Annotated in this window: 30 protein-coding genes and 1 pseudogene; 24 read left to right on the plus strand and 7 right to left on the minus strand. The window is 34.4% G+C overall.

All coding sequences use genetic code 11. The annotated features are described in order from the left end of the window. Positions 1-136: 136 nt before the first annotated feature. The 10 genes from LJC66_RS08610 (at position 137) to LJC66_RS08655 (ending at position 8,930) form a co-directional block, all read left to right on the plus strand. The gene (locus tag LJC66_RS08610; protein WP_051463703.1) at positions 137-988 is read left to right on the plus strand and encodes a transketolase; all 852 of its coding nucleotides are present in this window, start codon (positions 137-139) and stop codon (positions 986-988) included. Next, entirely contained in the window at positions 988-1,935 is a 948-nt protein-coding gene (locus LJC66_RS08615) for a transketolase family protein (RefSeq protein ID WP_071275826.1), read from the plus strand. Before LJC66_RS08610 ends, LJC66_RS08615 begins: the two co-directional genes overlap by 1 nt. Before the next feature lie 49 nt (positions 1,936-1,984). Continuing rightward, positions 1,985-2,743, plus strand: coding sequence for an SDR family NAD(P)-dependent oxidoreductase (locus tag LJC66_RS08620; RefSeq protein ID WP_195694842.1), 759 nt, complete (start codon positions 1,985-1,987; stop codon positions 2,741-2,743). Positions 2,744-2,951: 208 nt separating this feature from the next. Then, the gene (locus LJC66_RS08625; protein WP_195694841.1) at positions 2,952-3,662 is read left to right on the plus strand and encodes a FadR/GntR family transcriptional regulator; all 711 of its coding nucleotides are present in this window, start codon (positions 2,952-2,954) and stop codon (positions 3,660-3,662) included. 703 nt (positions 3,663-4,365) lie between these two features. Then, positions 4,366-5,697 carry an MFS transporter gene (locus tag LJC66_RS08630; RefSeq protein WP_171777462.1) on the plus strand — a complete coding sequence of 444 codons (1,332 nt, stop codon included), beginning with the start codon at positions 4,366-4,368 and terminating at the stop codon, positions 5,695-5,697. Between the two features lie 100 nt (positions 5,698-5,797). After that, positions 5,798-6,754, plus strand: a complete 957-nt coding sequence (gene pfkA, locus LJC66_RS08635) for a 6-phosphofructokinase (protein WP_195694840.1) — start codon at positions 5,798-5,800, stop codon at positions 6,752-6,754. A gap of 114 nt (positions 6,755-6,868) precedes the next feature. Further along, complete coding sequence (locus tag LJC66_RS08640; protein WP_107917869.1) at positions 6,869-7,003, plus strand: GapA-binding peptide SR1P; 135 nt, start codon at positions 6,869-6,871, stop codon at positions 7,001-7,003. Between the two features lie 75 nt (positions 7,004-7,078). Further along, on the plus strand, positions 7,079-7,543 hold the full coding sequence (rpiB, locus tag LJC66_RS08645) for a ribose 5-phosphate isomerase B (RefSeq protein WP_195694839.1): 465 nt from the start codon (positions 7,079-7,081) through the stop codon (positions 7,541-7,543). Between the two features lie 233 nt (positions 7,544-7,776). Next, positions 7,777-8,142, plus strand: coding sequence for an NUDIX hydrolase (locus tag LJC66_RS08650; protein WP_230932321.1), 366 nt, complete (start codon positions 7,777-7,779; stop codon positions 8,140-8,142). A 191-nt stretch (positions 8,143-8,333) separates the two neighbouring features. Beyond that, a complete protein-coding gene (locus LJC66_RS08655; RefSeq protein WP_230932322.1) occupies positions 8,334-8,930 on the plus strand; it encodes a YdcF family protein in 597 nt (198 codons plus the stop codon). A gap of 112 nt (positions 8,931-9,042) precedes the next feature. Here the strand turns inward: LJC66_RS08655 and LJC66_RS08660 are convergent, their stop codons facing one another. Both LJC66_RS08660 and LJC66_RS08665 read right to left on the minus strand, forming a co-directional pair. Continuing rightward, positions 9,043-9,657 carry a DUF998 domain-containing protein gene (locus LJC66_RS08660; protein ID WP_230932323.1) on the minus strand — a complete coding sequence of 205 codons (615 nt, stop codon included), beginning with the start codon at positions 9,655-9,657 and terminating at the stop codon, positions 9,043-9,045. Positions 9,658-9,942: 285 nt separating this feature from the next. Continuing rightward, positions 9,943-10,356 carry a diguanylate cyclase gene (locus LJC66_RS08665; protein ID WP_195694836.1) on the minus strand — a complete coding sequence of 138 codons (414 nt, stop codon included), beginning with the start codon at positions 10,354-10,356 and terminating at the stop codon, positions 9,943-9,945. A gap of 98 nt (positions 10,357-10,454) precedes the next feature. Between LJC66_RS08665 and LJC66_RS08670 the strand changes: the two genes are divergently transcribed. Continuing rightward, positions 10,455-10,958, plus strand: coding sequence for a DinB family protein (locus tag LJC66_RS08670; RefSeq protein WP_195694835.1), 504 nt, complete (start codon positions 10,455-10,457; stop codon positions 10,956-10,958). A gap of 98 nt (positions 10,959-11,056) precedes the next feature. Here LJC66_RS08670 and LJC66_RS08675 read toward each other — a convergent pair whose 3' ends face one another. Then, on the minus strand, positions 11,057-11,593 hold the full coding sequence (locus LJC66_RS08675) for a GNAT family N-acetyltransferase (protein ID WP_230932324.1): 537 nt from the start codon (positions 11,591-11,593) through the stop codon (positions 11,057-11,059). 517 nt (positions 11,594-12,110) lie between these two features. On the opposite strand from LJC66_RS08675, the gene LJC66_RS08680 reads away from it, so the two are divergent. The 8 genes from LJC66_RS08680 (at position 12,111) to LJC66_RS08715 (ending at position 17,205) form a co-directional block, all read left to right on the plus strand. Then, on the plus strand, positions 12,111-12,341 hold the full coding sequence (locus LJC66_RS08680; protein WP_230932325.1) for a DUF3923 family protein: 231 nt from the start codon (positions 12,111-12,113) through the stop codon (positions 12,339-12,341). Positions 12,342-12,685: 344 nt separating this feature from the next. Beyond that, positions 12,686-13,039, plus strand: a complete 354-nt coding sequence (locus LJC66_RS08685; RefSeq protein ID WP_195694832.1) for a hypothetical protein — start codon at positions 12,686-12,688, stop codon at positions 13,037-13,039. Positions 13,040-13,292: 253 nt separating this feature from the next. Next, complete coding sequence (locus LJC66_RS08690) at positions 13,293-13,640, plus strand: outer membrane protein assembly factor BamD (protein WP_230932326.1); 348 nt, start codon at positions 13,293-13,295, stop codon at positions 13,638-13,640. Between the two features lie 285 nt (positions 13,641-13,925). Continuing rightward, positions 13,926-14,501: a hypothetical protein gene (locus LJC66_RS08695; protein WP_050689062.1), complete on the plus strand. Its 576-nt coding sequence runs from the start codon at positions 13,926-13,928 to the stop codon at positions 14,499-14,501. 391 nt (positions 14,502-14,892) lie between these two features. After that, positions 14,893-15,816, plus strand: a complete 924-nt coding sequence (locus tag LJC66_RS08700) for a LysR family transcriptional regulator (protein ID WP_230932809.1) — start codon at positions 14,893-14,895, stop codon at positions 15,814-15,816. Between the two features lie 212 nt (positions 15,817-16,028). Continuing rightward, positions 16,029-16,259 (plus strand): hypothetical protein, encoded by a 231-nt coding sequence (locus LJC66_RS08705; RefSeq protein WP_195694830.1) that lies wholly within the window; start codon positions 16,029-16,031, stop codon positions 16,257-16,259. A gap of 98 nt (positions 16,260-16,357) precedes the next feature. Beyond that, positions 16,358-16,627: a hypothetical protein gene (locus tag LJC66_RS08710; protein ID WP_195694829.1), complete on the plus strand. Its 270-nt coding sequence runs from the start codon at positions 16,358-16,360 to the stop codon at positions 16,625-16,627. Positions 16,628-16,791: 164 nt separating this feature from the next. Next, on the plus strand, positions 16,792-17,205 hold the full coding sequence (locus tag LJC66_RS08715) for a YjdF family protein (protein WP_195694828.1): 414 nt from the start codon (positions 16,792-16,794) through the stop codon (positions 17,203-17,205). Positions 17,206-17,246: 41 nt separating this feature from the next. Here the strand turns inward: LJC66_RS08715 and LJC66_RS08720 are convergent, their stop codons facing one another. Next, the gene (locus tag LJC66_RS08720) at positions 17,247-17,834 is read right to left on the minus strand and encodes a DUF4825 domain-containing protein (protein WP_230932327.1); all 588 of its coding nucleotides are present in this window, start codon (positions 17,832-17,834) and stop codon (positions 17,247-17,249) included. Between the two features lie 229 nt (positions 17,835-18,063). Beyond that, positions 18,064-18,903 (minus strand): alpha/beta fold macrolide esterase, encoded by an 840-nt coding sequence (mle, locus tag LJC66_RS08725; RefSeq protein WP_230932328.1) that lies wholly within the window; start codon positions 18,901-18,903, stop codon positions 18,064-18,066. Between the two features lie 277 nt (positions 18,904-19,180). On the opposite strand from mle, the gene LJC66_RS08730 reads away from it, so the two are divergent. From LJC66_RS08730 to LJC66_RS08745, 4 genes and pseudogenes are all read left to right on the plus strand, one after another. Then, on the plus strand, positions 19,181-19,921 hold the full coding sequence (locus LJC66_RS08730; protein WP_230932329.1) for a class I SAM-dependent methyltransferase: 741 nt from the start codon (positions 19,181-19,183) through the stop codon (positions 19,919-19,921). 147 nt (positions 19,922-20,068) lie between these two features. Then, the gene (locus LJC66_RS08735; protein ID WP_230932330.1) at positions 20,069-20,845 is read left to right on the plus strand and encodes an SDR family oxidoreductase; all 777 of its coding nucleotides are present in this window, start codon (positions 20,069-20,071) and stop codon (positions 20,843-20,845) included. A gap of 284 nt (positions 20,846-21,129) precedes the next feature. Then, positions 21,130-21,920 (plus strand): annotated as a pseudogene (locus LJC66_RS08740) (phosphotransferase). Between the two features lie 505 nt (positions 21,921-22,425). Beyond that, a complete protein-coding gene (locus LJC66_RS08745; protein WP_230932331.1) occupies positions 22,426-22,677 on the plus strand; it encodes a hypothetical protein in 252 nt (83 codons plus the stop codon). A gap of 218 nt (positions 22,678-22,895) precedes the next feature. Here LJC66_RS08745 and LJC66_RS08750 read toward each other — a convergent pair whose 3' ends face one another. After that, positions 22,896-23,222 carry a sensor histidine kinase gene (locus tag LJC66_RS08750; RefSeq protein ID WP_230932332.1) on the minus strand — a complete coding sequence of 109 codons (327 nt, stop codon included), beginning with the start codon at positions 23,220-23,222 and terminating at the stop codon, positions 22,896-22,898. Positions 23,223-23,547: 325 nt separating this feature from the next. Between LJC66_RS08750 and LJC66_RS28090 the strand changes: the two genes are divergently transcribed. Beyond that, on the plus strand, positions 23,548-23,760 hold the full coding sequence (locus tag LJC66_RS28090) for a YczF family membrane protein (protein WP_483879673.1): 213 nt from the start codon (positions 23,548-23,550) through the stop codon (positions 23,758-23,760). 9 nt (positions 23,761-23,769) lie between these two features. On the opposite strand, the gene LJC66_RS08755 is transcribed toward LJC66_RS28090, so the two are convergent. Next, on the minus strand, positions 23,770-24,873 hold the full coding sequence (locus tag LJC66_RS08755; RefSeq protein WP_230932333.1) for a GerAB/ArcD/ProY family transporter: 1,104 nt from the start codon (positions 24,871-24,873) through the stop codon (positions 23,770-23,772).

Here is a 24,873-nt window from a genome sequence, read left to right on the forward strand (position 1 = left end):
ATAATTCAATCTTGTTATTGACGAATTCGCATTTCAGATGTAAACTTAAGTCACAAAGCTACTTAGTATACAAGTTACCTAAGTATACTAAATTATATGTTAATGGATATATCATTTAGAAAACAGCAAGTCATAAATTAATGAGGTGACTAAAATGAAAGAAATTAGTATTGAAGAATTAAAAGAAAAAGCCATTCAATTAAGAAAAACAGCACTTACAATGATTTATGGAGCACAGTCTGGCCATCCAGGAGGTTCACTTTCTGCAGCTGATATTATGGCAGCGCTTTATTTCAAAGAAATGAATGTTGATCCGCACAATCCTAACTGGGAAGATCGCGATAGATTTGTCCTTTCTAAAGGTCATGTTTGTCCCATTCAATATTCTGCTTTAGCTTTACGAGGATTCGTTCCCTATGAAACGATATACACGTTAAGAGAATACGGTTCTCCGTTTCAAGGGCATCCAGATATGAAAAAGTGTAAAGGTATTGATATTTCAACAGGCTCACTAGGACAAGGGCTTTCGTGTGGCGTAGGTATGGCAATCGCAGGGAAACGAGATTTTAAAGACTATAGGGTTTTTTCTTTAGTAGGAGACGGAGAATGTCAAGAAGGACAAATTTGGGAAGCTGCTCAAACAGCAGTTAAGTACCAATTAGATAATTTAATTGTATTTGTAGATAATAACAGACTTCAAATCGATGGATTTTGTGATGAAATTATGCCATTACAAGATTTAGAGAAAAAATTTGATGCGTTTGGTTTTGAAACAAAGCGAATTAATGGACATTCCATGGAAGAGATTGTAGAAACATTGGATGAAGTAAGAGTAGCGAAGAATGGAAGACCAAAATGTATCATCTGTGACACGGTAAAAGGTAAAGGAGTTTCGTTCATGGAGGATGTGGCTGATTGGCACGGGGTTGCTCCAAATGAAGAACAATATCATCAAGCAATGGAAGAAGTAGCAGGAGGGTTAAGATAATGAGCATACTAGAAAAAGATCTTACAGTAAAAAAAGCTACAAGAGAAGCCTTTGGAGATGAAATCGTAAAATTAGGGAAAGAAAATAAAAATATTTATGTCATTGATGTCGATATTGCAAAGTCGTGTAAAACAGTAAACTTTATCAAACAATTACCCGACCAGCATATTAATGTAGGAATTGCAGAGCAAAATGCAGCCGGGTTAGCGGCTGGACTTGCTACGACTGGTAAAATTCCTTTTGTAAGCACTTACGCGGTTTTTGGTTCGTTAAGAATGCTTGAACAAATTAGACAAGAAGTCTGCTATCCTAACTTAAATGTAAAGATTGCTTGTTCACACGGCGGTTTAACGCCAGCTAATGATGGCGGAAGCCATCAAGCTATAGAAGATATGGGTGTATTAAGATCGGTTCCAAATATGACCGTCATTATGGGAGCTGACTATTATTCTACTAGAAAGCTAGTAGAACAAGCTGCTAAAGTGTACGGACCTGTATATCTTCGTTTTACTCGTGATACGGTTCCAATGATTTACGATGAAAATGAAGAGTTTACAATCGGAAAAGCGAAAAAAATTAAAAATGGAAGCGATATCGCTATTATTGCCAACGGTGATACAGTACGACTCGCTTTAGAAGCAACGAAAGAATTAGAGAAACAAGGCATATCTGTGAAATTACTAGACATGCATACGATTAAGCCTTTAGATCGGGAAGCAGTGGTTGACTGCTTAAATATTGGAAAAATCATTACGGTTGAAGATCACAATATTCTAAATGGCCTTGGCAGTGCCGTATGTGAAGTAGTTGCGGAAGAAGGAAAAGGTACAGTTCGAAGAATTGGTGTACAGGATCAATTTGGACAATCTGCACCTTATGAAAAACTATTAGAGTTAAATGGAATTACTGTAGAAAATATTATCAAAACAGCCAAAGAACTGATTTAAGAATAACTATATTAAATAGATAAAGCTAACAAGATAGGGGAAATATAATATGTTTGATTTAAAAGAGAGAGTAGCAATTATTACTGGTAGCGGTTCCAAAAAAGGGATTGGACGTACAATCGCCCTGACACTTGCAGAGCAAGGAGCGGCTGTTGTTATAGCAGATATCAATTTTGATGGCGTACAGGATACCGTAAATGAAATAAAAGAAGCTGGTGGCAAAGCCCTAGGAATAGAGTTAAATGTAACAAGTAAAGATTCTTGCGAGGCGATGGTTAGAAAAACACTTGAAGAATTCGGCAGAATTGATATTTTAATTAATAATGCAGGTATTTCTCAAAAGGTTACCGTTCAAGATATGACGCTTGAAGACATTACAAAAGTGTTTAACGTCAATATGTTTGGGTTATTTCTATGTACGCAAGCAGTATTAGAAACAATGAAAGGTCAAAAGTATGGTCGAATTATAAGCTTGTCTTCTGTTTCGGCTAAAAGAGGTGGAGGAGTGTTTGGGGGACCTCACTATTCGGCATCTAAGGCAGCAGTACTAGGTTTTTCAAAGAACTTAGCGCGCGAGGTAGCCTTAGATGGCATTACGGTTAACTGTGTAGCTCCTGGACTCGTTAATACAGAAATTTGGAAGTCACTTCCTGAAGAAGATGCAAAGTCTGTGATTGATAGTATTCCTATGGGTAGACCAGGTGAAGTGAAAGAAATCGCGGCTACAATTGCCTTTTTAGCTTCAGAAGAAGCTTCCTATATTACAGGAGAAGAAATTGATATAAACGGTGGCTCACATATGGATTAATATTCAGGTTCGTTATACAGGCATGCCATGATGGTATGCCTGTATAGCTGTTTATTGATAAAATCATTAGTAAAATGAGAAACTGACTACATAAATAAGGATTTTTTTGCTAGAAGATGCTGGGCTTGTTGCCCCTAAAAATAGAACAGTATATAATAATTATGTCTACTTAATTATGAATAAAATGAGTTAATAATTATAGAGAGAAGTGATTTCCATTAGTTTTAATCCAGTTTCCAATAATAAATTATATATTCAAATTTATAATCAAATTCTTTCTGAAATTCAATCTGGCGCGTTCCAAGTAGGAGATAAACTCCCTGCTGAAAGGGAGCTGTGTGAACAATTTGGTGTAAGCCGCGTGCCTGTTAGACAAGCCCTTAGCGCCCTAGAATTGAACGGTTTTATCTATTCTCGTCAAGGAGAAGGTGTATATGTTAAAGAGTTTCAAAAAGAAGCTGAAAATTCTCAATCAACACTTTTAACGGACTCTACCTCCCCTGAAGACATTGTAGAAGCAAGAATGAACATAGAGCCTCTTATTGTACGTTTTGCAGCTTTGAGAGCTACAGAAGAAGATATTAAGGACCTGCGTGCAACAATTGATAAGATGGAGGAAGAAACGAACGCAGGCGTGTATGTGCCAGAAACAGATGAAGCCCTACATAATGGTATAGCAAAGGCTTCTCATAATGATTTATTTATTAGTATTATGGCAGCTATTAGCAATGCGATGAAACAGCAGGAAATGTGGAAGTTTATAAGAGATCGAACCGTCACTAGACCTGACTACCGGGAAGTTAATTTTAATGAGCATAAATTACTTATTAATGCAATTGAACAGCATAACGAAGAAGAAGCTGTGAGAATTATGAGTTTTCACATGCAAAATTTATATGATCGTTATTGGAAAGCTTAATTCCAACTAATTTTTTATTAGAATAATACCAAATATAGAGGTAAAAGGCAGCTAAAGTGTAGCTGTCTTTTTGCTGTTGAAAAGACAGCATAAAATGAGTAAGATTCAGTGTTTTCTTTCCAAGCAAACTGTATATTCCTTTTGTTTTTAAGAAAATTAAGAAAATATTTAATCTAATAATTATATTGACAATTAATAGGTATGTAAGTACACTGTTTATATAAGGTAACTTAGTATACAAGTAGCTAAATCTATAAAACGGAGGTAATGTAAATCTTAAAATTCATTATTCTTTACAGCTCGATATTTTTTTAGAGAGATTAAGAGAAGGGTTTGGAAATGTAAGCGTTTTTTACCGCTAATGTGGAGTACAAATGTTTTGGATTATTAGGATAGAAAGTAGAAAGTAGATTTATAGTGTTTTCATATCGCTAGTAAGGTTTTGGTGTATGATATTTTCTAATAGTTCTTACTTTTTTAAATGATAAATAATACAGGGGGATACTTCGCTTTTTCATTTTTTATATTTCCATATGAAAGGGATTACAGAAGTAGGGACTAGATTTACTCAGACTTAGAAATAGATCAATCATCTTTTATGTAAACTTTTAATTCTTTCTGTCAATTAGCCTAGAGCAAACACTCAGGTCAAAGACCGAAGAGTATGAAGAATAGAAGGATGGTAACCCAGGGAGGAATTATTTTGGATCCAATTAACTTAGAACGTTCAACTACTAAAAAAGTAACGTTAAGGCTCATTCCATTTCTATTTTTATGTTTTACCATATCGATACTTGATCGAGTAAATATTGGGTTTGCTGCATTACAAATGAATGAAGATTTAGGTTTTTCTAATGCTGTTTTTGGATTAGGGGCAGGGATTTTCTTCCTTGGCTATTTCCTTTTAGAAGTACCTGGAAGTGCTATGATGACGAAAGTCGGAGCTAGAAGATGGATTAGTAGAATCATGATTACATGGGCAGTAATTGCTATTTTAATGGCTTTTATCCAAACACCATGGCAGTTTTATACAGCAAGATTTCTTTTAGGAATTGCTGAAGCTAGCTTTTATCCTTGTATGGTCTTTTATCTAAGTGGTTTTTATCAAACAAAACATCACGCAAAAGCAATTGCTGGATTTATGATTGCAATCCCTGGTGCTAATGCAATAGGATCTCCTCTTTCTACTTATTTATTAGGTATTGACTGGTTAAACATGGCTGGATGGCAATGGCTTTTCATTTTGGAAGCGATTCCAGCTTTAATCTTAGGTGTGATATGTTTCTTCTATCTTGACGATAAGCTGGAGGATGTAAAATGGCTGACTAACGAGGAGAAGAAATGGTTAATCGACGTTACAACAAAAGAGAAGTTAGAAAAGCAGGAAGCCAAACACTATACATTCGCTCAGGCCTTAAAAGACCGTGACGTATTAACCTTATCTTTAGGATACTTTTTCTGGATGGTTGGCTACTACGGCATCGTCATGTTTTTACCGACAATTTCAGAAGGTTTATCTAAAACGACTTCTCTTAGCACGCATGCTATGGGGTGGATTTTAGGATTAATGTATGTTTGTGCAATGGTAACCATGATGTTGGTTAGTAACCACTCTGACAAGAAAAATGAAAGACGCTTTCACGTCGTTGCTTGCTTAGTAACAAGTGGCGTGGCATTGATTATCAGTAGCTACGTTGCAAATATGAACATTGTTTTATCATTTGTATTCTTAACGATCAGTCTTTGTGGAGCGTTCGGAGCATATTCTCCGTTTTGGGCAATTCCACCGTCTTTCTTAACGGAAGCTGCTGCTGCAGGTGCCATTGCCCTTATTAATAGTATTGGGAATCTAGGCGGTTTCTTCGGACCGTACATCGTGGGATATATTAAAGATCTAACAGGATCTTTTAATGCTAGTATGACATTTCTAGGTATTAGCATGTTCGTAGCGTCCTTTATCGTAGCTTTTTTATTAAAACAATCAGGAAGAGCTATTAAAAAAAACACAGTCGATCGATTAGAAAAAACTAGTTGATTCTTGTTTGAAAGAAAAATTGTGCTACTGAGAGTGACCGACAAAAAGGTCTTTAATATGTGTCGGTCACCTTTCTAAATTAATGAGAAGGTGTTTAGCAATGATAAAGCTAGGAGTTTTAACAAGTGGCGGAGACGCTCCAGGAATGAATGCTGCTATTAGAGCAGTAGTAAAAACAGCTAACTATCATAACATAGAGGTAATGGGAATCGAGGGTGGTTACCAAGGTTTAATAGAAGGTAAACTTCATAGATTAACCTCTACGGATGTAGATTACATTGCGGATAAAGGAGGGACATTTTTAAAAACCTCCCGCTGCGCAGAATTTATGAAAGAGTCGGGCAGAATGAAAGCTTTAAGTATATTAAAAGATTATGGAATTAATCATTTAGTAGTAATCGGTGGTGAAGGATCTTTTAAAGGCGCTCAAAAATTACATGAATTAGGTGTAAATGTCATTGCTATTCCCGCAACGATTGATAATGATTTATCTTATACAGATTATTCAATTGGATTTGATACTACATTAAATACGATATTAGAATGCCTCGGTAAAATTAAGGATACAGATTTATCTCATGAAAAGACTACCATTGTAGAAGTTATGGGAAGATATTGCGGAGATTTAGCCCTGTACTCTGCTTTAGCAGGCGCCGGGGAAATCATCTCCACACCTGAGAAAAAATTAAGTTTTGAAGAGATATGTTCCAAACTGAACGAGAAAATGAAAAGCGGCAAAAAAGATAACCTAATCCTGATTACTGAAAAAATGTACGATATTCAAGACCTGCAAAAATATGTCGAGGATCGATTAGATATTAGCGTCAGGACAAGTATACTGGGTTTTATTCAAAGAGGAGGACAGCCGTCCGCATTTGATCGCATATTAGCAAGTAAAATGGGGATCACAGCAGCAGAATTATTACTCAAAGGGTATTCTGGTAGAGCTGTAGGAATCAAAGAAAATGACTTAATTAATGTAGATATTGAAAAAGTTCATTCAAAGCTATCTAGTAATGATGATAAATACAGCTTACTGGCTACCATTCTGGCTTAAGAATATCTTTTCTAACATACAATGATTTATCAAAGTAGAGATAAAACGAGTTTGTCTCTAAAGAAATGTATTTGAATACAAACGAATTTTTCTAATAAAAAGGAGGAAATAGAAATGAATAAGCAGGTTAATGTAAAACAGGGAACTATCGTTTGTCAAGTATGTGGGAAAGTTATTGAGAATGTAGACAACTCTGAAGGGGTTAAAACGTGGTACGGGAAGTGTTCTGAAGATTGTTCTAGGAAATAACGTATTGGTAAAAAGAGACTCCAAAAATCATTAGAATTTTAATTAAGACTATAGCTGAACAAGGAGAGTAATCTTATGAAAGTCATAATTGCTTCAGATCATGGTGGGATAAACATTCGTAGAGAGATTATAAATCTATTAGATGAAATGTCCATAATATATGAAGATCTAGGCTGTGAATGCAGCAGTTCAGTCGATTATCCGGACTATGCGATTCCAGTTGCCCAACGAGTAGCAAATGGAGAAGCGGATTTTGGAATTTTAATCTGCGGTACGGGAATTGGCATGAGTATTGCCGCGAACAAAGTAAAAGGAATTCGTTGCGCACTTGTTCATGATGTTTTTTCAGCTAAAATGACGCGTGAACACAACGATACGAACATTTTAGCCATGGGGGAACGAGTAATTGGGCCAGGTTTAGCCCGCGAAATTGTGAAGACTTGGTTAACAACACAATTTGTTGGGGGCCGTCATGAAAATCGCATTGATAAAATTACAGAATACGAAAATGTATCAGAACCTTCTCTTGAAAGAAAATAAAACCAGAAAAGGCAAGAATCAATTTGATTCTTGCCTTTTCCTATTATTTTACTTACTGATATGATGATTATAGGTCCTATCAGAATAGCAAAACTACCCATTCCAATTCCCATACCAGTTAACCTTCCGTAAGAGCAGCTTATTATGACAAGACTGAGACTAATTATTTTTGCAATTAAAATAGATTTATAGATGTAATAAAATATGCGTAATAATAATAGGAGGAAGCGAATGTGCAGGATAAAACGATTATAACAAAAGTTTTGGCTTACATAACTAGAGTTAATAATCATCATACAGAGTTATTAGTTTACAAGCACAGAGATTATCCAGAAGCAGGAGTTCAAGTTCCAGCAGGTACTGTAGAAGAAGGCGAAACAATTGAAGAAGCATTGTATAGAGAGGTTAAAGAAGAGTCGGGGTTAATGAAGTTTTCATCCGTGAACAAATTAAGAACATATGTTTATCATCATGAAAGTAAAAGCCAGTATCATGAACGACATGTTTTTCATTTAGAAGTTAAAGAAGAAACCTCAGAACTGTGGGAACATAAGGTTAATTCTGAAGGGGAAGATGCAGGATTAATTTTTTCGTATTAGTGGGTTCCTATTGGAGCCGTTCCTAAACTAGCTGCAAACCAAGATGATTCCATTAACCAGTTATTTTTATAGATCCAAATTTATGAATAAGAGAAATATACAGTTAATCAAAAAGAATATTACCTTTTTATTTTTATGAATATTGAGCTTTATGATACGATATGAAGTGAACTTTTTAGATGAGGGTCTATATGCAAAAAATTAAAGGTAGAAGAGTAAAGATCAGCATATTCATGCTGGGATTAGGGATGATTTTTTTTCTGTTTGCCGGGAAAGAGCTTGTCGTAAACGAAAAGCCTGTAAAATCTGACGTGATTATTGTGTTAAGCGGTGATGATGATCGACTGGAGAAAGGAATTGAATTATATAAAAAAGGATATGCTTCTCATTTAATTCTTTCGAACGGTCAAGAGAATAATTTTTATCATCAAGCCAAAGACTCTGGGATACCTGAGGATTCAATTATATTAGAAAATCACGCTACAAGCACTACGGAAAATGCTAAATTTACAAAAGAGTTAATGATGAACGATCATTTTCAATCCGCTATCGTTGTTTCTTCAAACTACCATATGAAAAGGGTAGAAAAAAACTTTAATAAAGAATTTAAGGATACCCAAATACAATTAACCTATTGTTCTAGTGGAAGTCGCTATTATAATCCACAGAGATGGTGGGAAACTGCTTTAAATAGAAAAGTTACCTACACAGAATACGTCAAGCTTATTGGTAATTATTTTGGTTTTAGCGGAAAGAAATCTAAAGAATTATTAAGAGAATTTATCTAACAAAATCGTATAAAAAGTCCATAGGGGATGCCTCTATGGGCTTTTTGCTGTTTAAAATTACGAGTAGTTTAACGTAATCTTGTAAGCTCATATGAAACGGAATGATAATAGATTACTTGTTTAACATAAAGGAAAGCACGGTGCCCCATATAAAGATTACTAAATAGAATAATCTTTGCAACAGGCCGGTAGGCATAGGAACAAAAAATACAAGCATAATGAGTATAAGGATGACTAGTAAGGAGACTAAGCAGCCATAAGTCCAATACTTGCCCCTGGTTAAAGAGGATGCATATATCCAAAGACCAGCTAAAACAGTGATCATGCCAAGTTGAGCGAATATTGAATGCCAAAATAAATTTATATCAGCCGGTATAAAGCCTGAAACAATGTTACCTAAAGCTAATATAAGAATAAAAGCTGTTGCTAGCTGGGTTATTTTTGTTTTCTTTAGTGTTTGTGAAATGTACAGAACACCAATCGAAAGTGTTAATCCGTTTATAATAAACAATACGTTCATCCAGAAATGGTGAGGAGAGCAAATGTCATGAGGTGCAATTGAATAGGTGTAGGTTCCACAAGAAGTTACGCCAAGATCACTCATTGCGTGATTTAAAAAACTGTAGGGAGCAGTTGAAGTCGAAATAAAGAAAGGTTCAACTAAAAAATACAAGCAAGTAGCAAACCAGCTTAAAATGCCAACCTTTTTTGATATATACAGAATCATCACCTCTTAAAAAGCGTTATATAGGAATCGTACATCCAAATAATGTTAAAAAGAATGACCTTGAAGCCTATTTTTATGTAGGGCTTGAGGTTGATTTGGGGAAGGAGGAGAAAGTGTTTAACTTGGAGGTATTTAGGAAAGGACCTCTTTATTAATACTTTGTAGCAGTAGAGAGGTCCAAAAGCAGTTCAATTAGAAATAAATAACGGCTGATTATACGGTCTAACTTGCGTGGAGTTTAATGTATCCAAAACGAGGTGACATTCAAGACGTTTTCTCTAGGATTTAATAATCTGCCTTTTTGTGAATATCTACATCATATTCATGTGCGAATGTTTCTAACTCTTTAAAAACATTTGATGGATTAAATAATGTTATTCGCATATTCCACCCGTTTTCTACTTCTACTACTGCCAATTTTGTTTTCCAACTTAACCGTTTAAACACAATTCGTTTAATGTCCATTGGTTTAACTGTTTTTGTATATACTTTAAACCATGCTATATATGTTCTATAGGTTAAAGTATCTCTGTCTATCTGAAATTCATATCGTAGAAAAAGGGAAAGAAACAAACAAAGGATAGCCAAAAGGTGTAAAAAGGCAAGTTCTTTATGTTGAACTGCTTGAATGAGTAATAAAGTGTTTAAAAGTAATAAAGAAAAAACAACAGTTTTTTGAGCGGTAGCTTTAAATAACATAAAGTCTCCTTCCTATAGTAAATAAGCCAACTTATTTTTCTTCTATGATATTATTTAGTTATTGATTTAGATTAGATTTATATTAGGAGGTCTTTTATATGTATAATACCATTTCAGATTTTATCAAAGAATGGAACAACGAAGCCATGCTAACTCAAAAAGTTTTAGATAGCTTGACGGATGATTCGTTGAAACAACAAGTGTATCCTGAAGGGCGTACGTTAGGGAGAATTGCTTGGCATTTTACAACAAATATTCCAGATTACCTAACTGAGTTTGGATTAAGCATAGACAGAATTGAAAGTACAGCAAGCGTTCCATCTTCAGCACAGGAAATCGCTATAACCTTTAAAAATGTAAGTTCTCATGCTGCTAAAATTATCGAACAGCAATGGACAGATGAATTTTTAGAACATACGCAAGAAGCGTTCGGAAGAACCCAATCAAATGCCACAATCTTAATGGGACTAATCAAGCATATTGTTCATCACCGAGGTCAGATTACCATTCTTATGCGTCAAGCAGGCCTAAAACCTGCTGGAGTTTATGGACCTCCAAAAGAAGATTGGGTTCATTTAGGTGTGGAAAACCCACCGCTTTAATAATATCAGGTAAATAAAAAAAGCGGCTGCCTATAGAAAATACTATAAAATTATTTTCCAGGCAGCCTTTACGTAAAATCTAATTAATCAGTTAGTGCTTACTCTGAAAAAGCTTTTGAGTAATGTACAACACCTTGCACATTTTTTAGCGATCCTTCTGTTAACTCTATGGCCATAAAAAATTCTTCAGGGACGTCAAATGGAGCATATATATTCCATGAGCTAGCTGGTTTAAATCCAAACTTAGGATAGTAATCTTTGTGCCCTAAAACAATTACTGAATGATAACCAAGCTCTTTTGCGCGTTTTAACGCAGCATGTATTAGTTGGCTCCCAGCTCCTTGTTTTTGATACTGAGGCGCAACTGAAACTGGAGCAAGTGCTAAAGAAACGGTAGCGTTATCACCATTTATAATTGTTATTTTAGATAGAAGAATATGGCCTATAATATCTGCTGCATTCTGATTTAATGCGACTAGTGAAAGTTCAGGAATAAATTCATCTGACTTCCTAATTCGTTTCACAAGTAAATGTTCTTTCTTATCGCTGTATTCTTCATTTGAAAAGGCGCTTTTCACAACTTTTTCAGTTTTATTATATTCTTCAGTGAGTTCTTGTTTAATTAAGATATCCATTTAGAGTCTCCTATCAACTTGCTAAATTACCGCTTTTTATACTCCATAAATGGGGCTTCCTTTATGCACACATTTATTAAGGAAGCTTACTCACCCAGCTCTAAGTATAAGTTTAACAAACAAAAACCTCCAAAATTAGTATGTATATATTTTACAGTGTTGTATTTTGTGAGTCCACCTTTAATACATAATATTTGTTTAATGATTATGGTAAAATGTACTACATATGTTAAATTTAAGTATGTAAAGAAGGTGTAATGTCTGGTGTTGAAATTATTATTTATAAGTCTAGTAAGCTGTTTAATCATTTATATTGGGAAACGTGTATGAAAAAAAGGTAGTACTAATTTTATCGCTGGATATGGAAAGATATTTACACCTAAGGATGAAAAGCAGCTCGCTAAAGGAATTGGGCTTATTATTATGTTGTTTGGCTTTGAAACTATAATATTTCCAATTGCTCTTATCTGGGAATTAAAAAAGAAAGATCCTGCTTAAAAATGGAAGGAGTGATGATGTGAAAAGCCGATGGATTTCTTGGTGGATAGCTAATATGATGTGGATCATCCTTTTCGTTGCAGGGACAGTTATTGTCTGGACAAGAGAAGTTGATGGAGCGGGTGTTACTCAAACACCCCAGCTAAAATTGTTGGCATTTATTGTTTTATTGATTGCATTTATTTTCCCATTGATTATTCAAGTTATATGGCTAATTTTCAATTTTAAAGCTAACAAGCATGTACTGTAGAAAATAGAAATGATGTTATGGAATAGAGGGAGAGATATGTATGTACAGCAAAAAGTGCTCTAAATGTGATTCAGCTCTAACCAAAGCCCGTATTCAATCATCACCTGGAACTGTGGGTGTAAATAGAACACCAACCAGCGTATTGAATAACAATCACAATTACAGTGAGTTAATACCTTACGTTTGTTCAAGCTGCGGTTATTTGGATTTTTATGTGGAGGAGCCTGGAAAGTTTGTTTAATAGGACTTTTAGGATTGTTCATTATAATACGTCACTGAACTTTGTATATCGCCTAATGTCAATTTTAATTAAAGGATAAGGAAAATGATTTGCGGAGGCTATTATGAAGAGAACACTTAGTTTTCTGTCAGTAGTTTATTTAACCGTTCTAACTGCATGTAATCAAGAAAGTACAGGAACGAATACAGAAAGTTCTTCTGCTATCATTGTTGTAGTTGAAAACAAGGAATATAACGGAACAGAAGATAAATTAGACCAAACACAAGAAATAGGAGACCAAATAGGAACCATAGAAAAGAAAACTAAAGCAACTACGATGCCCGAAGGTAATAATCAATCAAACTATTTTATAGTTGGTTCAGAAATCTATTCAGTAAAAGGAACAGAGGATTATATTATAGTTAAAGATAAAGATCATAAAAGTCAGTTAATGAAAAAGGTAGCCCAAAAAAGGTGAGTATTATTTAAGTTGACTACTAGAAATATTTTAGAGCCTTTAGTAAAACACAAAATGGTGATTTTATTTATGCTATTAAAGGTGATCCTAAGCATAAACAAGTGCTGCTAATTGAAAACACGGAGATGCCTGCGTGGTTTTTGTATTCTCGTCAATAAAGGTGCTAAAGTGTCTATAAAATCCATTATGGTAAATAAAGATGTTGCATCATTTTTCTTTTGAAATATATTTCGAATAAAGAAGGGGCTGTGTTATGAAAAAGTGGTTATACTTACCTTTTATTCTATCTTTGGCTATTCTAAGTGCAGCATGTTCAAGTTTAACTTGGGAGAAACAATATGCGGATTCTCCACCTAAGGAGTTATTGTCAGATGGAGAAGAATATTCTATTTTGGCAGTAGGAGAAGACATCGATCATCCAGAGGAAATAATGGGTTTAAAACAAGTTCGATATTTTTCTTCGTTGGAAGAAGTAAAGAATCAATATCCAGACTTAAAGGTAGAGAGCAGCCCTTTTTTTATTATTTTTAATGATAAAGAAGTGGTTTTAAGAACTTCAGAATTAAACAAAGCGATACGTTTTGTAGAAGAAAATTACTAGATACAAAAACAAATAAATTTTGTATCATCTTTTCCTCCTACAAAAAATGTATAATAAGCTCCATTACGTTCATCTTCAACATTCATTTCCAAATTAACTTCCTTCTCCAAATCTAATTTTTTAACTAAACGCTTAAAAACTAATAAAAGACACCAAGAAAGCATAAAGCGCCTTGGTGTTTTTACGTTTAATAATAGCTCATATGACAATTGCGAAATACAAAATATAGAAAATATGATAACATATGTTTATTGTTGTGGGATAAAAAATGTTTAGAGGAGAAATATGAAAAAGTTCTATCTTGGTTTGTTTGTTATTTGTTTGATGTTTATCATTTCCGCTTGTTCAAAAACGGAATATGTAAACAATGTTGAGTACTTAAAATTACAGCAAGCAGAGGTAACGTTAACAGATGATAAAAAAATCGTTGGGGAAATGATAGTACCTGATAAAGAGAATAAAAGTAAACGTATCGTTCCAACGGAGTTACGCTATACATTTACGATGGAAAATACGTCTAATAATATTATGGCTCTCTCTGATTTTGCTAAAACAAACATTCGCATAGAACCAGATAAGGAGTTAGTATCAGCTGTAAAGGAATCAATTGGTTCAAATATTTATAATATGGATAACAATAAGTTAGGTATTGGTATGAGTATAGGAGAAATTCCATCTAAAGGAACAAGTAAATTTACTCTTAGTTATACCTTAGGAGCAAAGGAAAAAAATAATGAATTACCTCTTTTGCCAACTGAAGAAAAACTAAAAAAGCTACAAGCTAATGCGTTAAAGGGTACACTCATTATCTCCCAAGATGACAAGGATATTGCAAAGTTTAGGTTAGATTCAAGCCAATAAACATAATTATAAGTTTAAATAGGTTAATAGCTCGCTAACTCTGTATATCGTCAGCGTTAGCGAGCTATTGTTTTTATATTTATACGCTTGTATGTGGATTTACTTATCCCAAAAATAAAATCGATTAGCCTTACTTATTTGGTTACGATAAGCGCTCGAATAATTTCATTCCAATAGTATTTGAAGTTTTTGTCACTTGTATTTTTTTGCATTAGAACGATTGATTCCTTTGTATTCTCTTTTTTTATAGACATTATGATTTCCCCTTATCTCTTTATATTTAGTATGTTGTGGTTTGATTTACCATATTTTATAATGAAATTAGCAATCGTTACAGATGAACATTACGATTGAATCAATCGAAATATCCGATTATAAAGAGGTGAGGAAAATCGAAATAAAACAACTGATTACATTTAAAACAGCTGCAGAAAATTTAAATTTTACATATACAGCTAAAATTTTGAACTTTGCTCAATCAAGCGTTACCGCTCAAATAAAAGCTCTTGAAAATGAACTTGAAACGCCTTTATTTGAACGTCTCGGAAAGCGCTTAATTTTAACAGAGGCAGGTCGAGAATTTAAAAGATACGCTGATAAAATGATTCAATTGACTAAGGAAGCAAAAAACGCTGTAAGTGGAGTGGAGGAGCCCGCGGGTACGCTTATCATTGGATCTTCTGAAAGCCAGTGCACATATAGATTGCCTTCAATATTAAAAGAGTTCAAGGATCAATTTCCAAAGGTTAAAATGATCTTTAAGCCCATTTACTCTCAAGCACAAACAAGAGCGCAGCTACTAGACGGTACTCTTGATATCGCCTTTACAATGGAGCCTATCCAGCATCATGATGCAAATCTACATACACAATGTCTTGTTGCAGAAGACTTAAAAATTATAGCTTCTCCTCAGCATCCTTTAGCTGATAAAACGGATATCTACTTAGAAGAGCTTGAAAATGAGACTCTTTTGTATACTGAGTCGGGGTGTTCATACCGAGTAGTATTGGAAAACTTGTTTCGCGAGGCGGGTATTTGTACATCAACTAAATTTGAATTTGCAAGCGTGGAAGCTATTAAGCAGTGTGTAATGTTAGATTTAGGTATTGCCATATTGCCCGAAGTAGTAGTAAAAGCTGAGGTTGAGAAAGGTATATTAAAAGAATTAGTGTGTACTAAAGTTGATACACCTCTTTACACACAAATGTTTTGGCATAAAGATAAATTCATGTCTCTTCCTTTGCAATCTTTTATTCAATTAGCTTGTAATACCTTTGGGTTAAATTATAAGGGGATTGAAAGTAAGAATCTCTAAGCACATCATATTGACCAAAGATTTATGAAGGGTACATAAAATAAGCTCATATAATTTGAAAGATTGTTTAAGCAAATAGAAAGTTTAAAAACTATTAAACTTTTATAGAAAGGGAGACTATATACGTTAGTCTCTCTTTTAATTTGTGTTAATATATAGATTATATGTAATAAAATTCATAAAATAGGCATCCTTGAAAGGAGAAGAGTTTCTTGTTGAAATTTATAGAAAAAGGTTTTTTCTATGGCCTTATTTTAGGAGGATCATTAGGTTTCTTTGTGATTCCATATAAAGAAGTTGAATCAGTCGGTGATGGTGTAACAGAAACCACCTATTTAAACCTTATTGATTTTATTATTCATCTAATTCGTTTTAGTGTAGTTATGGCTATACTGGGAGCGGTAATAGGTTTCTTTCTTTATAGAAAAAAGAGTTTGGAGTGATTCACCCAAGCTTTTTCCAACTGGTGATTAAGCACATTATGGTAGCTGATAATTAAATGGTGCCATATGAACATAGATCTAGTTCGTGGAGGACCAAATTGAAAAAACGTTTTAGTCAATATTCACTGTGGTTATGTTTGCTTGGAATGGTTGTTGGCGTTGGACAATATTTTACACACATACATAGCCCTAACATTTTGTATGTATATGTCATTGTTTACTTGATAGGATTCTCATGTGGAATAATAGCTTTTGGAAAACAAGAAAAAGGGCTGATGAAATATTTTAGTTTAATCTCTTTTGCAGTAATCCCAATATTTATTATGGCGAGCTTTTTATTTTTGGCAATGAATTTTGGTGAAAAATAAAAGAAGGTAGTTATAATAAATATTTTCATGTTAAAATTTGTATGTGAGATGTAAAAACACAATTCGGTTGGTAGTCCGGATGCATTGATATGTATTAATGTCAGTAACCTTCCCCTCCTCGGGATGTCCATCATTTCATAGTATGTTTAGAGGAGGGAATCGTTATGTCACTAACGATTTACCACGATGGTCAGTTTTGGGTAGGAATTATTGAAGTTGTAGAAGGCGGTAAGTTAAAAGCATTTCGTTATGTATTTGGAACAGAACCAAAAGATACAGAAATATTGGACTTTATTTATAACAGATTGCTAGAGGTGATTAATCAATCAGCTCATGCAGGTATTGATGTAAAAATAAAACCAAATAAAAAGATAAATCCAAAACGTTTACAGCGCCAAGTAGCAAAAGAAAGAAATAAAGTTGGTATTTCGACTAAAGCTCAAGAAGCCATGAAGCAAGCTTACGAAGAAAAGAAAAAAAGTAGAAAAAAGAAAGCTAAACGATATCGTGAAGAGCTGAAGGAACAAAAGTATTCCATAAAGAAACAAAAGGCAAAAGCCAAGCACAAAGGCAAATAGAAAACAAATAAAGAGCCTTATTTAAGGCTCTTTATTTGTTCTTATTCTTTTACAATAGAAACATTCTTAAAAAATTGTTCTCGAATAGTTGCCGATTTAACTGCTTTGTTAATCTTCTCTTTATTATTATCTATAAATTGCTGTGCTTTTTCTTTATCAAATAACTCATTGCTATCTGGTAAAGTTTGAATGTTTTTAGAAATGAATTGTTTCATTTCTTGTCTAGATACTGAGAATTTCTGATCATCTATTTTAAAACTGTACCCTTCAGCATTAGGTATTAATATCGTTAAATAAATAGCATTATAAAGAAAGTTTTTCTCTAGTGTATCCTTACCGTCGAGCCAATATTTTAATATTTCATCTTTTGATAAAGAGCCCTCTTTAGTACCATACATTATTTTTGGTGTTTTATTATGTAAATCAATTTCTTTAAATGTTTCTCCTCCGGGCAATGCCCTTACGATAGCTACCACGTTAGAATTATCTCCAACATAAGTTCCACTGTGGTCTTTAAGCTCTTTTACATCAACAGTGTTAATGCTTGTGACTTCTTCTTTTGAAGAACAGCCGGTTATGCCTACAAGGATTAATAAGATTAAACAAAAAAGTACCTTAAAATATTTCATAAAACCTCCATTTTATTACTTAAATACCCTTATGTGGATATTGTACGGAATATCAGTGTATCGTAAATGCGATGTTTTGAAAAGGTGTAGATACTTTTGTACAAAACACCCTTTTCTATAGGAAACGTTTTGTCTACTGTAAGTAGAAGGAAGGAACTTTGAAACATGAAAAGACCCCAAAGCTTTCTTGAAAAAGCGCTTTGAAGTCTTCATATCTCATGTTTTACTTTTAGGAACTAATCTCTATAATTGATTGGATAATTTGTTCCCAGTCCTCACTATGGACTTCATGTCCTGTACCCTCAAGAGCTATTAATTTAGCATGAGAAATAGCTTTTGCAAGAGCAAGTCCATGTGCGTATGGCAGCGCTGGATCTTCTGTTCCATGAATAATCAGCGTAGGTATAGTAATTTCACTCGATCTGTCATAATATTGGCCTCCTCCTTGAAGCAAAGCATGGTTAAATCTACTCGGCAGCTGTTTGGCGCGGGCAGCTTCTCTTTTTGCTAGCTTATACATTCTTTTCTCTTCATAAGGTTTTGTTCCACTTAAAATTTTCCATCCACCTGCAAGGTAGGGAACAGTCTCCTCTTGATTTGACCAGTCTATGGAAGCGCTCTTCGTGTGGTAATCAAGTATCCGCTGATCCATGGGGGGCAATTTTTCCGCCTCCGTTCCAAATACGCTTGATGCAATTAAAGTAAGGGAGTCTATGCGATCCTGATATCTAAGAGCAAGGATTTGTCCTATCATCCCGCCCAAAGACATTCCAACAATATGAGCTTTGTCTATAGAGTAAGCATCTAAAACACCAATTGCATCGTCAGCCATATCCGTTATTGTATAGTTAGACGTACCGGGTGGATAAGTGGTAGATCGCCCTAAATCACGATGGTCGTAACGAATAACAAATCTCTCATGTTCAGCGAGGCGAAGACAGAAGTCTTCATCCCACCAATCTAACGAAGACATTGCTCCCATTATTAAAAGTACAGCAGGATTCTTGGGGTTTCCAAAACTTTCTGTACAAATCTCAACGTTATCAATTTTTATTATCTCTTCATTCATTCGTGTACCTCCTTTTAAGTGTTAGAGAAATGAAAAGCAGTCCTTTATTCAGTTCTCTAACATAGGGATATTTCCTTTTGGAATTTTATTTAGGAAATCGATTATTCTACCTATCTCTTTACCTTTTTACTAAAAAGTAAAATATAACGTTCTTGAAAATGTAAGTCCAAACTTGTTGAAGACTAGGGGGATTCAGTTTTTGCTGTCTGTAACATGTTGATAAGGCAGGAAAGTTGAATGCATGTATGGAAAAATACTTATGTGAGGTGAAATAAGAATGAATGATTACTATGGACAGCTCTGCACAAGGGTGTACGAGAGTGATAAATCTTTTGCAAATAGAAAAGAGCTGGAGTTTTATCTTTCTTTTGTAAAAGACCAAAATATGAAAGTATTAGAACCGATGTGCGGGAGCGGTAGAATGCTTATTCCATTTATGCAAAACGGAATTAAGATTGAAGGGTTTGATATTTCTAAAGAAATGCTTAAAACGTGTATAGAAAAAGCTGAAACACTAAGTATTAAACCGAATGTATGGTATCAAGATGTCGAAAGTTTTAAAAGTAGTAAAAAGTATGATCTTATTATGATACCTTTTGGCTCTTTTTCACTGTTAGCTGATGATATTGCTGTTAAGAGTCTTCAAAATATAAGAGCAGTTTTAAAAGAAGACGGGAAAATACTTTTAACGATTATGAAGAAAAAAAGCGAAATTGAAGAACTAGTAGGTTGGACTGAAACGGATAGAGTTTCTTTTGATAAGGAAATCATCGTCGTTTACAAAAAAAGCTGCTACGATAAAAGAACAAGCTCTTTGAATACTAAGATAAGATATGAGCTACTTCAAGGAAATAAGACAAAAAAGGTGGAGATAATGGATTTTCCTCTTCGACTTTATGGCTCAGAAGAATTTGAAAGTATCCTTAATTCTAATGGGTTTAACAATCTCACTGTTCATGAAGTAAAAGATGGCTACGGAGAAGGCATCTCATTTTTTGTCTATGAGTGCCGAATATAGACATTGTAATACCTTTTAAACTTTAATCAGATTTTTATGCAGTACGACTTTATAAAATACATAGATAGGATTGCTGAAAGCATGTGCTACTAGTAAGTATACATCTCTAATAGTACTTTGTTCAGCATTTCCATGAGGAGATGCTTTATGAAACGATTAATGAATAAGATTGCCATTGTTACTGGTGCTAGCCGAGTGCAGGGTATCGGTACTGAAATATGTCGGGAGCTAGCTAGAGAAGGGGCAGATATCTTTTTCACTCACTGGTCAAAGTATGATCGTTCGATGACTTATTTTAATGAAGATGATTCTAACTGGTCGAAACATCTTATAGAAGAGATTTGCAGTCTGGGAGTGCGGTGTGAATCAATGGAATTGGATTTATCGCAACCCGATGCACCAAGAAAGCTGCTTGGTGAAGTTCAAAACAAACTAGGTTCTCCATCAATCCTTGTAAATAATGCAACACATTCCGTGGACGTAGATTTTCGTTCTATAGATGCTGATATGCTTGATGCTCATTATAACGTGAATGTTAGAGGGACGTGTCTTTTGACTGTTGAGTTTGCACGTCTAATCGAAGGTAAGCATGGCGGTCGAATTATTAATATGGTTTCAGGTCAAGATAAGTCACCTGAGCCTGGGAATTTGGCCTATGTTGCAACAAAAGGTGCTGTTTCTACGTTTACTAAATCAGTTGCTATTGAATTAGCACCTCTTAAGATTACTGTTAATGCTGTAGATCCTGGACCAACTAACACTGGCTGGATGAGCAGTGAGTTAAAAGAAGAGCTACGGCCAAAGTTCCCGATGGGTCGACTTGGTGAGCCACGGGATGCCGCAAAATTAGTTATTTTTTTAGCAAGTGAAGAATCAGAATGGATTACCGGACAAATTATTCACTCAGATGGAGGCTTTGGTTGATTTAACATAGTAGCGGTCTTCCACTTTTTAGCGGATTTTTGTATGAAACAAGCAGTTAAAAGGATCTTCGAATGAAGATTCTTTTTTTATAATGTAACGTAACATGACGATAACCGATTTTCTCCACTTTATTAGTCAGTCCCAAAGGATTGTTGATGGGCTATAAAAGAAAAAGTACGGGCTTTTCTGAATCAGTAGTAAAATCAGGTATTTCATTTATGACGAATGCTTTATCATTTTCACTTATTGACGACAAATAGGATATATTCAGGGGGAATGTTTATATGTCAAGCTTTGAGGACGAAGAAGTGCTAACAGGAGGGAATGTCTCTAACGTTTATCGCTCGGGAGAAACTGTACGACGAGAACTAAAATCAGATAGCCATAAATTTCATAAGCTATTAAAGCATTTAGAGAACAAAGGTTTTAGTTATACGCCAAAATTTTTAGGCATTGATGAAAAAGGAAGAGAGGTCTTATCATTTATTGAAGGTGAAGCTGGTAATTATCCTTTGAAGAAATATATGTGGTCTGATGATGTTTTAATAGAAATAGGGAAAATGCTCCGTCTTTATCATGATTCAGTGAGTGATTTTTCATTCGATTATAGCTGGAAATCAATAGATAACACTCCTAAACCATTTGAGATACTATGTCATAATGATTTTGCCATATACAACATCATTTTCAAGCACGAAAGACCAGTAGGCATCATTGATTTTGATGTTGCTGGGCCCGGGCCAAGAATTTGGGACATTGCTTATACTCTCTATACGTGCGTCCCCTTAAGTAGATTTTATCTTTCTGAAACAGGTGAGAAGATTTATTATAATTCATTGCAGCATGCTCAACATAGAAAACAAAGAGTGAAATTATTTTTGAATCTTACGGCGAAGAATTACAAGAAGGTTATTTGGAAGTGGTATTGCTGCGATTAGCGGGGTTATGTAAAACAATTATAAGAAAAGCCAGTGAAGGCGACAGGGCGTTCCAAAAAATGATAGACGAAGGGCATCTTGAACATTATCAAAATGACATTAAATTTATTCGTGAACATAGGAAAGAATGGGTTTAAGGATACGTTTTAATGGAAGAAGCAACACACTTTTATTAAAAAGCATGTTTATAACACCCTTTATGTAAATGATGGTTGTTATTCTTGGTAGAGGAGCACTTGTTATGCGAATTATTAATATTAGAGAACAGGTAGAGTACAAAGATAAAGCTATTGAATATATTCAGAGATTGTATTTAATAGATTAGCGATTAATTTTTATTTGAAATGTTTTTAACTGTTTGAATCAGTGAGTAGCGGGTATAAGTTGATTATACAAGCGTAGTGCCCCCCAGGAACATGCATGTATATTTCTTTTTCTTACTTACCCTGTTTGAATCCTCTTTTTATAGAGGGTTCTTTTTTTGTGTCTAAAAGATATAACTTTTTAAATTATATCTATCAAACACTTTAATCATATATGTATTTTATACTCACTGAACCTAGGTCACGTTACGAGATGAAAGGGATTCATTCTGTTTTTAAATTGCAGTAACCAAAACGATCGCTGTTAGAGGAGGCTCCTGTGTTTCAAAGGAGATTTTGCAAACGATATAGTAGTGGAGATCGTCGTACATCTCAATCTCGCTCTATAGTAGATAATTTCCAAAGAGGAGATAAAATTCAAGTTTTTTCTGCTGGAAGACAGCTTGATGGAAATGGTACGTTTATTCGAGCAGAAGGCGGATTTTTGGTATGGGAAGATAATTCAGGTAATAGAAATACGACTAGTTTAGAAGGTATCAGCGTTCGCAGATTAAGAAAACGTAGTTGCTAATAATTTGGACAAGCTCTGATTTTATATAAATAAAAAAACACCTTCAAGCTGATAACCCGGTATGGAGTAACGAGCAATCACTTGGAGGTGTTTTTTCTCATGAAAAACTCGGGATTACGTTTTAGATGCATCCAATAGATAGCATTTTTAGAAATTAAATATTGATAGTTGCTGCATCACTAGTGGTACATGAGCTAATTTATATAAAAGCGACTTACTCAGTTCGTAAGGGGAAAAGTAACTTTAATCTCTGTTCCAGCATGTTCTTTGCTTTGTATATCAATTTCTCCTTTATGGAGGTTCACAATATTTTTAGCAATAGCTAATCCGAGTCCACTTCCTCCTGAATCCCGTTTGCGGGCTTTGTCTACTCGATAAAACCTTTCAAAAACATGAGATAGTTCTTCTTTTGGTATGCCAATGCAATAATCTTTTATTCGGAGAATTCCCTTATACTGATCACTTTCCAAAAAGACCTCAATTACATCGGTACTATACTTTATGGCATTATCTAAAAAGATAATGCTTACTTGTTTCGGCTTCAATTCATCTTCCTTGATGAAAATGGAGTGGGAATTTTTATGCAGGATAATAGGTCGGTCATAAATTTGTATGAACTGAGTTACAAGGGCTGTACTGAGAGAGACAAGGTCAACTGATTTTATGTCAACAGGTTCCGAGTCCTCTAATTCAGCTAAACTTAATAGTTCAATGTCCACAATTCTTGTTGCGTTAAATTTTTATAACAAATTGCTTTGCAGAAAATCAATTATTTTTCATCATTTAATAAATATTATTGAATCTCATGGATGCCTTGTATATTTTTATATTATTTACCGCAATTTAAAAGAAAAAGGTGAGGCTGATATAATGGCTAAAATAATTCCATCCTTATGCATTTTGCTGGGGGCTTATGTTCTTATTGCATTCATCGACGTTTTTCAGGGAAACTATATGTTTCAATCGTTTTATAACCTAAAACAATATTTTGTAATTGCCCGTGGAGAAGATTATTTTTTGGTTATTTTATTTGCTTTGATCTTCCTTACTGTTAGCATTTTTCCTGTTTTAAAAAAACAATAGCCTCCCTTGTCATGAAAGGGCAGGCTTTATTTTTTGTTTTATATATGCTGTAATCAGCAATAGGATGGGAATTGCTATATGAAAAGGAAGGTGCAATAAATAAGGAACAATTTTGAGTCCTTCATTTATATGAGCTTGGTAACTAGGAGCAATCATCAGTGAGGAGAAAAAAATAACACCGCCAATTAAATAAATGTTTGTAACAGAAGATTTCATTCGAAACAAATCAGCCGCGCCAATCACTGCACAAAAGAAATAGATGGTTATTTTAACAAAACCTAAAATGACCATGAGAATAAGAATAAAGGTATCCAACCTTTGAATAAAACTAGCTATGTTAATGTAACTCACAGCTGTAAGAGCCGGGAAAGAGGATCTTAAAACAGTCTCTGGTCCGAGTACACACAAAAGAATAATCGAATTAATGGTTAAGACAATTCCTCCTGTTATAATGGCGGATAACCCAATTGTTGCAGCCTGACTTTTTTTATTCAAATAAGGAAGAATCATAGTGAAGGTAATCAATTCCCCGAAAGGAACAGTAATACCAAGAGGGACTAACTCTTTCCCTATGTTTCCCCATCCATTTGCTAATACGGGTTGAAGGTTTTCCACCTTGATATAGCCTCCTACTACATACAAAACATTTAATATAAAAAGAGTCAGTAAAATAACAACAAAACATAAGCATGTAACTCGTGCGAATGCTTCTATTCCTAAGTGAATACTATAAATCAACACAAAGGTCATACATATCCCCAGCGTAATAATCGATGTAACATAGTAAGAAGAACTAATTAGTAATTCTTCAAAATCACGTAGTACTCTTGAAGCAATATAAACAAAATAGATAATATAGCAAAAGCTGATAGCACCGCCTACGTATTTACCCCAGATTTTAATGAGGTAGCCAGTCAAAGGCATATTAGGGTATCTCTTATATAAGGAGATATAGACTAAATACAGTAAACATCCAAAAAAAGTAGCCAAAAGGGGGACTACCCATGCATCTTGCCTAGAAGCCTTTCCTATATCTAAAAGTAACGTACTGCCTAATATAAAGATAAACATCATACAAAATAATTGAAACCCATCGATTTTTATTTTAGTCAA

It is taken from the genome of Priestia sp. TSO9 (genome assembly GCF_021029645.1).
In the GTDB taxonomy this organism is placed as follows: domain Bacteria; phylum Bacillota; class Bacilli; order Bacillales; family Bacillaceae_H; genus Priestia; species Priestia megaterium_E.

Bases quoted from the DNA above. Each gene is read 5' to 3' on its own strand.
- LJC66_RS08730 (WP_230932329.1), top strand. From the start codon at position 19,181: ATGAATGATTACTATGGACAGCTCTGCACAAGGGTGTACGAGAGTGAT.
- mle (WP_230932328.1), bottom strand. From the start codon at position 18,903: ATGAATGAAGAGATAATAAAAATTGATAACGTTGAGATTTGTACAGAA.
- LJC66_RS08720 (WP_230932327.1), bottom strand. From the start codon at position 17,834: ATGAAATATTTTAAGGTACTTTTTTGTTTAATCTTATTAATCCTTGTA.
- LJC66_RS08715 (WP_195694828.1), top strand. From the start codon at position 16,792: ATGTCACTAACGATTTACCACGATGGTCAGTTTTGGGTAGGAATTATT.
- LJC66_RS08695 (WP_050689062.1), top strand. From the start codon at position 13,926: ATGAAAAAGTTCTATCTTGGTTTGTTTGTTATTTGTTTGATGTTTATC.
- rpiB (WP_195694839.1), top strand. From the start codon at position 7,079: ATGAAAGTCATAATTGCTTCAGATCATGGTGGGATAAACATTCGTAGA.
- LJC66_RS28090 (WP_483879673.1), top strand. From the start codon at position 23,548: ATGGCTAAAATAATTCCATCCTTATGCATTTTGCTGGGGGCTTATGTT.
- LJC66_RS08675 (WP_230932324.1), bottom strand. From the start codon at position 11,593: ATGGATATCTTAATTAAACAAGAACTCACTGAAGAATATAATAAAACT.
- LJC66_RS08690 (WP_230932326.1), top strand. From the start codon at position 13,293: ATGAAAAAGTGGTTATACTTACCTTTTATTCTATCTTTGGCTATTCTA.
- LJC66_RS08665 (WP_195694836.1), bottom strand. From the start codon at position 10,356: ATGTTATTTAAAGCTACCGCTCAAAAAACTGTTGTTTTTTCTTTATTA.
- LJC66_RS08655 (WP_230932322.1), top strand. From the start codon at position 8,334: ATGCAAAAAATTAAAGGTAGAAGAGTAAAGATCAGCATATTCATGCTG.
- LJC66_RS08640 (WP_107917869.1), top strand. From the start codon at position 6,869: ATGAATAAGCAGGTTAATGTAAAACAGGGAACTATCGTTTGTCAAGTA.
- LJC66_RS08615 (WP_071275826.1), top strand. From the start codon at position 988: ATGAGCATACTAGAAAAAGATCTTACAGTAAAAAAAGCTACAAGAGAA.
- LJC66_RS08620 (WP_195694842.1), top strand. From the start codon at position 1,985: ATGTTTGATTTAAAAGAGAGAGTAGCAATTATTACTGGTAGCGGTTCC.
- LJC66_RS08670 (WP_195694835.1), top strand. From the start codon at position 10,455: ATGTATAATACCATTTCAGATTTTATCAAAGAATGGAACAACGAAGCC.
- LJC66_RS08685 (WP_195694832.1), top strand. From the start codon at position 12,686: ATGAAGAGAACACTTAGTTTTCTGTCAGTAGTTTATTTAACCGTTCTA.
- pfkA (WP_195694840.1), top strand. From the start codon at position 5,798: ATGATAAAGCTAGGAGTTTTAACAAGTGGCGGAGACGCTCCAGGAATG.
- LJC66_RS08735 (WP_230932330.1), top strand. From the start codon at position 20,069: ATGAAACGATTAATGAATAAGATTGCCATTGTTACTGGTGCTAGCCGA.
- LJC66_RS08660 (WP_230932323.1), bottom strand. From the start codon at position 9,657: ATGATTCTGTATATATCAAAAAAGGTTGGCATTTTAAGCTGGTTTGCT.